The 8,332-nt window shown below is 36.5% G+C and carries 9 protein-coding genes (1 of these 9 only partly in view); 7 read left to right on the top strand and 2 right to left on the bottom strand.

Translation table 11 applies throughout. From position 1 onward, the window contains the following. Positions 1 to 1,294 carry the 5' portion of a gliding motility-associated C-terminal domain-containing protein gene (locus IPJ53_02355; GenBank protein ID MBK7797932.1) on the bottom strand. It extends 1,979 nt beyond the left edge of the window, so only the first 1,294 of its 3,273 coding nucleotides appear in the window; its start codon is at positions 1,292 to 1,294; the stop codon falls past the left edge of the window. 304 nt (positions 1,295 to 1,598) lie between these two features. Here IPJ53_02355 and serC point away from each other — a divergent pair, with 304 nt between their 5' ends. From serC to IPJ53_02320, 7 genes are all read left to right on the top strand, one after another. Next, positions 1,599 to 2,669: a 3-phosphoserine/phosphohydroxythreonine transaminase gene (serC, locus tag IPJ53_02350; GenBank protein ID MBK7797931.1), complete on the top strand. Its 1,071-nt coding sequence runs from the start codon at positions 1,599 to 1,601 to the stop codon at positions 2,667 to 2,669. Then, positions 2,662 to 3,414, top strand: a complete 753-nt coding sequence (locus tag IPJ53_02345; GenBank protein ID MBK7797930.1) for a M48 family metallopeptidase — start codon at positions 2,662 to 2,664, stop codon at positions 3,412 to 3,414. Before serC ends, IPJ53_02345 begins: the two co-directional genes overlap by 8 nt. Before the next feature lie 129 nt (positions 3,415 to 3,543). Further along, entirely contained in the window at positions 3,544 to 4,119 is a 576-nt protein-coding gene (locus IPJ53_02340) for an RNA polymerase sigma factor (GenBank protein MBK7797929.1), read from the top strand. Next, entirely contained in the window at positions 4,082 to 4,939 is an 858-nt protein-coding gene (locus tag IPJ53_02335; protein ID MBK7797928.1) for a hypothetical protein, read from the top strand. The genes IPJ53_02340 and IPJ53_02335 overlap by 38 nt, the downstream gene beginning before the upstream one ends. Before the next feature lie 33 nt (positions 4,940 to 4,972). Continuing rightward, entirely contained in the window at positions 4,973 to 5,863 is an 891-nt protein-coding gene (locus tag IPJ53_02330; GenBank protein ID MBK7797927.1) for an outer membrane beta-barrel protein, read from the top strand. A 129-nt stretch (positions 5,864 to 5,992) separates the two neighbouring features. After that, positions 5,993 to 6,910 carry a tRNA epoxyqueuosine(34) reductase QueG gene (queG, locus tag IPJ53_02325; protein ID MBK7797926.1) on the top strand — a complete coding sequence of 306 codons (918 nt, stop codon included), beginning with the start codon at positions 5,993 to 5,995 and terminating at the stop codon, positions 6,908 to 6,910. A gap of 94 nt (positions 6,911 to 7,004) precedes the next feature. Further along, positions 7,005 to 7,757, top strand: coding sequence for a succinate dehydrogenase/fumarate reductase iron-sulfur subunit (locus IPJ53_02320; GenBank protein ID MBK7797925.1), 753 nt, complete (start codon positions 7,005 to 7,007; stop codon positions 7,755 to 7,757). Here IPJ53_02320 and IPJ53_02315 read toward each other — a convergent pair whose 3' ends face one another. After that, a complete protein-coding gene (locus tag IPJ53_02315; protein ID MBK7797924.1) occupies positions 7,758 to 8,294 on the bottom strand; it encodes a putative metal-dependent hydrolase in 537 nt (178 codons plus the stop codon). Positions 8,295 to 8,332 lie beyond the last annotated feature (38 nt).

Here is an 8,332-nt window from a genome sequence, read left to right as displayed (position 1 = left end):
GCAGATTGGAACAGCCATCAATAGCTTCTGCATTTCCATTTTGATTAAGCCATCTTTTGAGAGAATCCCGTGCGGATGGTGAACATTGAAGTAAAACAGGAGTAGCTGGCTTAACTAAAATTGGTTTAACAGTATCATTAATAATGTAATGAGCAGAAAAATACGTTTCATTATTACAATCATCAGTGGCCACAAAATCAACCGTAGTAGTGTCACAAGGCCTAGTTGGTATACTGTCATATTGGGCGTTGATATACACCTTTCCACAGTTGTCCTTGACTGAAGCCCCGCCAGTAGTCGAAACCCAACTTAAAAATAAATTTCTATTATGTGTTTTACAATCGACAATTTTGTCCTTAGGGGGTGTAACAATTTTAGGTGCTTCTTCATCTTTGATAATTATTTCCTGATCAAGGACTTTTGTATTGCCGCATTTATCTGTAATGGTCCATTCTCTAGTCAAAATTTGTTCACAATCATCAACTTTTCGGGTGCTGGACTTTATTTTTACAACCGGATTAGGGTCACAATTGTCGCTTATTTGTAAAACAGCAGGAGGTAAAACGTCCTTCAGACAAGAATAAATTTCATCAAGAGGCTCATTTATCACCATGGGTTCTTCCTTATCAGCAGGGCACTCAAATATTTTAATATCATCTACCAATGTTCCAGCATACACCAAATCACCTACACTACTAAATTCCATATCAGCAGTAGGACCTTGTGCTATAAACATATATGATTGCTTAAACCAGGCTACTGCACCTGAAATGGTAACGGTCCAACTTACATCCAACCATGCACCACCCGCAATTTGTAGGGTACCTGTTGAACTATGTCCGCTTCCATTCTGAGCCGTCCAAAAATCAATTCTATAATTATTTCCGGCCGTAAGTCCTGTAAGCATGTAGGAAATTCCTCCAAAACCAGGAGAACCATGCAAATCGATAAAATTAGTTGCACCATTTGGGTTGCCGTTTCCCAAATTGGCGTGGCTGCCTTCTACATGGTCAATCGTTGCACGAGTTACTCTCCAACCTGCGAAAACCGATCCAGCACCATAAGTAATAAATCCTCCAATGGGAGGGGAAGTTCCTTCTTCAAAATCAAGATTGGGAAAACTTAACTCAGTAAAATTTCCACAACAACAGGTCCCTCCCTGCACAAATCCAAATGGAAGATTAATCTTATTATTTACAGTGTTCAATTGGGCGTTCAGACAAAAGGCAAAAAGTCCTGATAAAACTAAAACTAACCCAATATTATAATTTACTTTATAACGGTATTTCTTCATAGCTTAAAATATCAGGTTAATTCCGTTAATGATAAAAAAAAATCAGGTGTGTCTTCACGGTGGCATGTAAGTATACCTCTGGTATTACCAACCTCGACAATTTTGCAAATAAAGTTTTCTAACCAAACATCCATGAAACTGGTTGAAATTTTTACTATTCTTGACACAGATGAAATTTTAGATAAAATTAGTGGAATTTGATTAATAAAAACAACATTTGTTGACTCTGTTAAAAATTGAACTTTATCCTTCTCTTTATCAAGTAACAATACATAACTTTGCCAATAGATATTTAATGATCCAAATGAAAAAACACAATTTCTATGCAGGACCAGCCATTCTGCCACAATCGGTACTCAATCAGGCAGCGGATTCGGTAATTAATTTCAGCAACATGGATTTGTCCTTACTGGAGATTTCTCACAGAAGTAAGGAATTTGAAGCGGTTATGGCTGAAGCTGAACAACTTGTGAGGGAGCTGCTTTCTCTGAATGACGATTTTGCAGTACTGTTCCTCTCCGGTGGTGCAAGTAGCCAGTTCTACATGGTTCCAATGAATTTGCTTGGCGAAAATGAAAAAGCATATTACATAAATACAGGGACCTGGGCTACAGGTGCAATTAAAGAAGCAAGGCTTTTTGGTGATGTTGAGGTCTTGGCATCTTCAGAAGCCGACTCTTTCAGACATATACCAAAAGGATTTACTGTTCCAGGAGATGGTGCTTATCTTCACTTAACTTCCAATAATACTATTTATGGAAGTCAATATAAATCTTTCCCGAAAGCCGAAATTCCTATTGTCTGTGATATGTCTTCAGATATATTTAGTAAAAAAATAGATGGCAAAGATTTTGGATTGATCTATGCAGGTGCGCAAAAAAATATGGGTCCGGCAGGAGTCACACTCGTAACAGTAAGAAAAGAACTGATGGGTAGAGCGAAGAGGAAGTTGCCGACCATGCTGAATTATAAAACACATGCTGAAAAGAATTCCATGTACAATACGCCACCAGTTTTCCCAATATATGTTTCCATGCTAACCATGCGGTGGATTAAAGAAATGGGAGGTTTGTCAGCAATGGAATCCAGAAACCAGGCTAAAGCTGAAATGCTCTATAATGAAATTGACAAAAATCCTTGTTTTACAGGAACAGTTGCAAAAGAAGATAGATCATGGATGAATGTGGTTTTTATTCCCAAAAAAGTAGAACATGAAACGCTATTTCTTGAAGAATGTAAAAAAGCAGGATGTGTGGGTTTAGCAGGACATAGATCTGTTGGTGGTTTTAGAGCTTCATTGTACAATGCGCTAGATCTTGAAAGTGTAGAAGTACTTGTGGATGTTATGCAAAGTTTTGCAAATAAATATGCTTAAACTAAAACCTTTCAAGGAAATACAAAAAATCAAATTCCTTGATTTTGAATTACCGCTTGAAATTCACTTTGAATACAGAATGTCTGCCAGAGTGTCGCTTGGTAAAAATAAGGCAATTGTACGTATTCCAATTATAGCCAGCAGCGGCCAAAAAGACCAACATATATTATGGGCAAAGGACTGGATCTATAAAAAAATTGCAAAAGATCCGGAGTTTAGTAAAAAATATCAACCTCGCGCGTATGAAAATGGATCGAAGATTCAGGTTAGACAAACTGAATTTACCATCTTTATATCGGAGTCAGACAAAAGAATAACAGGCACAGGAAAAAGAATTGGAACCAATATTTTTATAGAGTTACCTAAGAATATTGACGCATCTGTTAAACAAAAAATGATGAGTGACATCATGAGCAGAGTTATGTCTGCTACCTATCTAAATGGAGTCAAATCGAGAGTTCAATCAATCAATGAGAAGTTTTTCAGAAAAGAAATTAACGTTGTAAGATTAAGAAACAATAACAGCAATTGGGGTTCATGCAGTACCAATAAAAACATCAGTCTATCCTCCCGGCTTTTGTTATGCCCGGATTTTATTTTTGATTATATAATTATTCATGAATTGGCACACCTGCAGCATCACAATCATTCAAAAGCTTTCTGGAACCTGGTAGAATGCGTTATGCCTGAATTTAAATTAGCTGAAAAATGGTTGAAAAAACATGGTGAAGAATATCACTGGTAAATTTTATACAATTGAATATCAATCAATTATATTGATATTAGCCATTAATTTTATAAAGGAAGTAAATATTTTGCAACGTTTTTGCATCAAACACCTCTTTATATTGCAAGACAACCACAATCAAACAAAATGGAGTCCCTTGTAGAAAGAGTAAAAAGAGCCGACCAAAGAGCGTGCAGGGAACTGTATGATCAATTCAGTAAACCCATGTACAACCTCTGTCTGAGGATGATGAATCATGAGCACGATGCTCTGGATGTCTTGCAGGAAGCTTTTGTCAAGATTTTCCAGAACATAGGTCAATTGGATCAGGAAGGATTATTGCCGGCATGGATTAAAAGAATTTGTGTGAACACATGCCTTCAATCAATTGAAAAAAAGAAAAAATTGAGATTTGAAGACATAGAAAATACGCCTGTCCTTATAAACATGAATGATGAAGAAAATTTGGTAAATGAGGAGGAGTTTGAAAATAATCTTAATAAAATAATGTCATCTCTTAGTCTGCTGCCGGAAAAATACAGAATTGTTTTTACGATGTATGCCATAGAAGATTTTTCCCACGAAGAAATAAGCCAGATGCTGGGGATAGCAAATGCAACATCAAGAAGTCAATATTTAAGGGCCAAACAAAAGTTGGTTGAAATTTTAAAAAAAAATGAAAATTATGAAAGATCGACTCAAAGAATATATACAACTGCATAAAACGGAACTTGACCAAAAGACACCTCCTGCAGATCTCATTGATAAAATCCTGGATAAGTCATTTCCATTAAATAAAAAGGAGTCTGGTAAAACATATAAACTATTCTTTTCATCACCTTTCAAATACTATTATGCAGCTGCTTCTTTAATTCTCGGCATTGGACTGTTTTATTATTATCAAAACAATACATCCAGTTCTCCTTCTTTTACCAACAATCCAATGCAAGAAATTAGTCCTCTGTTGTCCAACCAGGGATCGGTCATTGAACAAATCAATGGTTCCGAAACTGATTTAAACGCTGATACCAATCTTATTAGCCAACAAGAAATCATTTCAAACCAAAATAATATCGGTACCAAAATACTCAATAACAAAATCAAGTCACCTACTGAAAAACCAAATAAACTTTCATCGTTGCCATCAGTTGAAAAAGATCATCTAAATATTGAGTTTAATACACAAGTTGCATCCACAATAGACACTAACGAAAAATTCATTTCAAAAGATGTTGTCGTCAACGATTCGGAAATCAAAAATAATGAAACTGATAATTTCAATGACAATGTTTTAGAGACCAGAAATGCCCAAATTGAGAGCAATATAAACAAAGACTTGGCATTGGAAGACAATCAAGCCCAGTCACTGGGTAAGACCATTAGAAAGGGAATCTTTAATATGCTGTCCAAAAAGACAAGTGAATGGACAGACAATACACTCACAATCAAAGAATCAGAATCTCAACATAAAACGACTATTGCAGTAGATTTTAAAAGCGAAGCTTTTGAAATGTCAAAGTCATTATCTTTTACTACTAAATAATTTATTTAAAATTTTAATCATAAATCTGAAAATATGAAAACTGTTTTTTTATCTCTATTTCTAGGTATCCAAATGATGCTCAATGCTCAAGTAACTCCCCCTCCTGCTCCCCCTTCTCCACCTTCACCACCTGAACCACCTTCAATGGAAAAAAAAGAAAATGGCGACACAGTCAAAATAAAACTTGGTGACCGCGACATCTTTATCATTGAACGTAAAAGTGAAGATAAGAAGTCAAAAAAGGAGGATGATGACAAAAGCATAGATCGCAAACATTCAAATAAAGAAAATATCAATCCAGAAAAGAAACATAAGAAATCAAAGGGTGCAGATGTTGATTTTCTTGACATTGACTTAGGATTAAATCTACTACAAAGTAATAAGGTCAATAATGAAGTTTTGGTCAATGATCTTGAAAATAAACCTTTTAGCTCATGGTCATGGACTTTAAACTTTCTCCCAACTAAAATTTATTTGGGTAGCAAGAATGTACAACTCATGACTTCATTAGGTTGGAGAATTGGTGAATTAACTTTTAAGGAAAAACTAAGTTTTGAACCAAATCAAACCCTGGTGTATACTAAGGACGATAAAGTTAAAGTCTCAAGTATGGACTTTCAACATCTTCAAATACCCCTGATGTTATATTTCCAAAGCAATAAAATTAAAGGCTTGGGAAGAATTGGGATTGGCGTTGGTGGTTATGGAGGCGTATTGGTACACCAGGAATCAGAAGTGCGCAGAGAAGATGTCCGGAGAAAAATTGAAACTGAAGAAGATTTTGGATTTAACACTTACCGCTATGGTCTCAGCAGTAGGATAGACATTGGTGCCTTGAAATTCTATGCTAATTATGACCTTAGTCCAACCTGGGAAAAAAATGATTTTAGAACGCTGGAATGTGGAATCTGGTTAGATTTCTAATTGATATAAAAATTAAGGTATCGTTTTACTTTCTTCTAAATGTGGTAAGCCTGCAATGATGATTGCAGGCTTTTTATTTAAATTAAATTTTACTTGAAACCATCTTAATTTTACTTGACAAATTAGCTTGTGAAAGTAAGCAATTCTTTAATATATGAAAAAGTTACCCAATTAGGTTTTGACCAAATTGGTATTGTAAAGGCACAAAAACTGGATAAGGAGGCAAAACAACTTGAAGAGTGGTTGAATAAAAATTACAATGGTGAAATGCACTATATGGAACGATATTTTGATTTGCGCACCGACCCAACCTTGCTCTTACCCGGGTGTAAATCTATTATAGTATTAAGTCTAAATTATGACCAACCTAAGGTAAAGTTTAAACCAAATAGTCCTAAAATTTCAAAATATGCAGTAGGTAAGGATTACCATAAGGTTATAAAAGATAAATCCAAACAACTCATTGCATATATGAGGAATTTATATGGAGACATTCAAATCAGGGGATTTGTCGATTCAGGTCCGGTAATGGAAAGAAGTTGGGCGGAAAAAGCAGGAATTGGATGGAATGGTAAAAATACCCTTAACATTCATCCTAAAAGGGGTTCCTATTATTTTTTATGCTGCATACTTACGGACCTTGAATTTGAATATACACAATCTATTAAGGATCATTGCGGGACTTGCAAAAGATGTATCGAAGCTTGTCCGACAAGCGCCATACATCAGGATGGTTATTTGTTGGATGCCGCTAAGTGCATTTCTTATCTTACCATAGAGTTAAAAACAAAAATACCAGAAGAATTCAGACCCAAGATGGAGACTTGGGCATTCGGATGCGACATTTGTCAGGAAGTATGTCCCTGGAACCGTTTTTCTAAACCAACAAGAGTGGAAGAGTTTGCTCCTAATCCAGATTTAATAAATCTCAGTATGTCAGATTGGCTGGAAATTTCGGACGAAACTTGGAACAAAGTGTCCGTTGATTCACCAATTAAGAGAGCTGGAAAGGAAAATTTTCAAAGGAATATTCGGTTTATTGTCTAAAAATCTTGACCCTTATTGATTTTGTTTTGTTCTCTAAATGTAGGATATCACATCAGAATCCTTACTTTTACGCCATTATTTACAATAGCCGAATATGAAGCTGAATCTTAAAATATGGAGACAAAAATCACCTGATCAAAAAGGTGGTTTTGAAAAGTATTCTGTTGAAGCCAATGAGCACATGTCATTTCTTGAAATGCTAGATGTTCTGAATCAAGACTTAATAGATGAAAAGAAAGAACCGGTGGCATTTGATCATGATTGTAGGGAGGGGATTTGTGGAGCTTGCAGCATGGTCATTAATGGAAGGCCTCATGGCCCAAATCCCGGAACCACCACTTGTCAGCTCCACATGAGATTTTTTAAAGAAGGTGATACCGTAGTCGTTGAACCTTTTCGAGCCAGATCGTTCCCTGTCCTTAAAGATCTGGTGGTGGATAGAGGAGCCTTTGATAGAATAATTCAGGCAGGTGGATACATATCTGTCAACACAGGTCAAGCGATGGATGGAAATTCCATCCCAATTGAAAAAGACCTGGCATCGAAGGCATTTGATGCTGCTGCTTGCATAGGCTGTGGAGCTTGTGTCGCGGCCTGTCCCAATGGGTCTGCCATGCTCTTCACTGCTGCCAAAGTTTCTCATCTGGGATTACTGCCCCAGGGTGAAGTGGAAAACTCAAGGAGAGTCTTGAATATGATTAAACAAATGGATGAAGAAGGTTTTGGGTTGTGCTCCAATGTCGGTGCATGCGAAGCAGAATGTCCAAAAGAAATCTCCATTGAAAACATTGCAAGAATGAACCGATACTATACCTCTGCTGTGTTGACTTCGGATTTCAAAGATTAATTAACTAATATTTGGTTTGTCAAGAGCCAACTTGATGTGTGAAAGATGGTGTTTGCCATGCCAGCTATACATTCCTATGGACTCACTTATAGTGATAAATCTTTTATGCCCAGGGTGATAAAACGACTTTTCCAAATCAGCTTGGTGTAAACTGTTCAAAAACACTGTCCACCTTTGATGAATTGCTTCCAGTAGGTTCAAGGATACTTTGATGTCCACCTCTTTCACATCTGCCATTTCTGCCCACAGCACCTCATTGTATGGATTAATGGTTGGTGTTTGCTCAGATACTGCCAGCTTATGACGAATGTACGCATTAATGTGGCTGTCGGCGATGTGGTGAAGCAATTGACGGACAGTCCAACTACCCGGCCTGTAAGTTAGTTCATAATCAATAGGCTCAATGCGATTTAATATGTCCGAAAGATTAGAAGGTAACATGGCAATATCCCCGATCCATTTCTTTATTAAGTCCAGGTCAACGACTTCCGGAGCCGACCACTTACCTATTGGATACTTTAATTTTTCTAAATTCATCTAATATTTATTAATTAACTACGAATTTACGAGAACCA

Origin of the sequence: Candidatus Vicinibacter affinis (genome assembly GCA_016714365.1) — a bacterium.
In the GTDB taxonomy this organism is placed as follows: Bacteria; Bacteroidota; Bacteroidia; order Chitinophagales; family Saprospiraceae; genus Vicinibacter; species Vicinibacter affinis.
Note: the sequence above shows the minus strand (reverse complement) of the source record. Positions and strands in the feature narration are given on the sequence as shown.

Coding starts and splice junctions, on each gene's coding strand:
- IPJ53_02320 (MBK7797925.1), top strand. CDS start 7,005: ATGAAGCTGAATCTTAAAATATGGAGACAAAAATCACCTGATCAAAAA.
- IPJ53_02335 (MBK7797928.1), top strand. CDS start 4,082: ATGAAAGATCGACTCAAAGAATATATACAACTGCATAAAACGGAACTT.
- IPJ53_02315 (MBK7797924.1), bottom strand. CDS start 8,294: ATGAATTTAGAAAAATTAAAGTATCCAATAGGTAAGTGGTCGGCTCCG.
- serC (MBK7797931.1), top strand. CDS start 1,599: ATGAAAAAACACAATTTCTATGCAGGACCAGCCATTCTGCCACAATCG.
- IPJ53_02340 (MBK7797929.1), top strand. CDS start 3,544: ATGGAGTCCCTTGTAGAAAGAGTAAAAAGAGCCGACCAAAGAGCGTGC.
- IPJ53_02330 (MBK7797927.1), top strand. CDS start 4,973: ATGAAAACTGTTTTTTTATCTCTATTTCTAGGTATCCAAATGATGCTC.
- IPJ53_02345 (MBK7797930.1), top strand. CDS start 2,662: ATGCTTAAACTAAAACCTTTCAAGGAAATACAAAAAATCAAATTCCTT.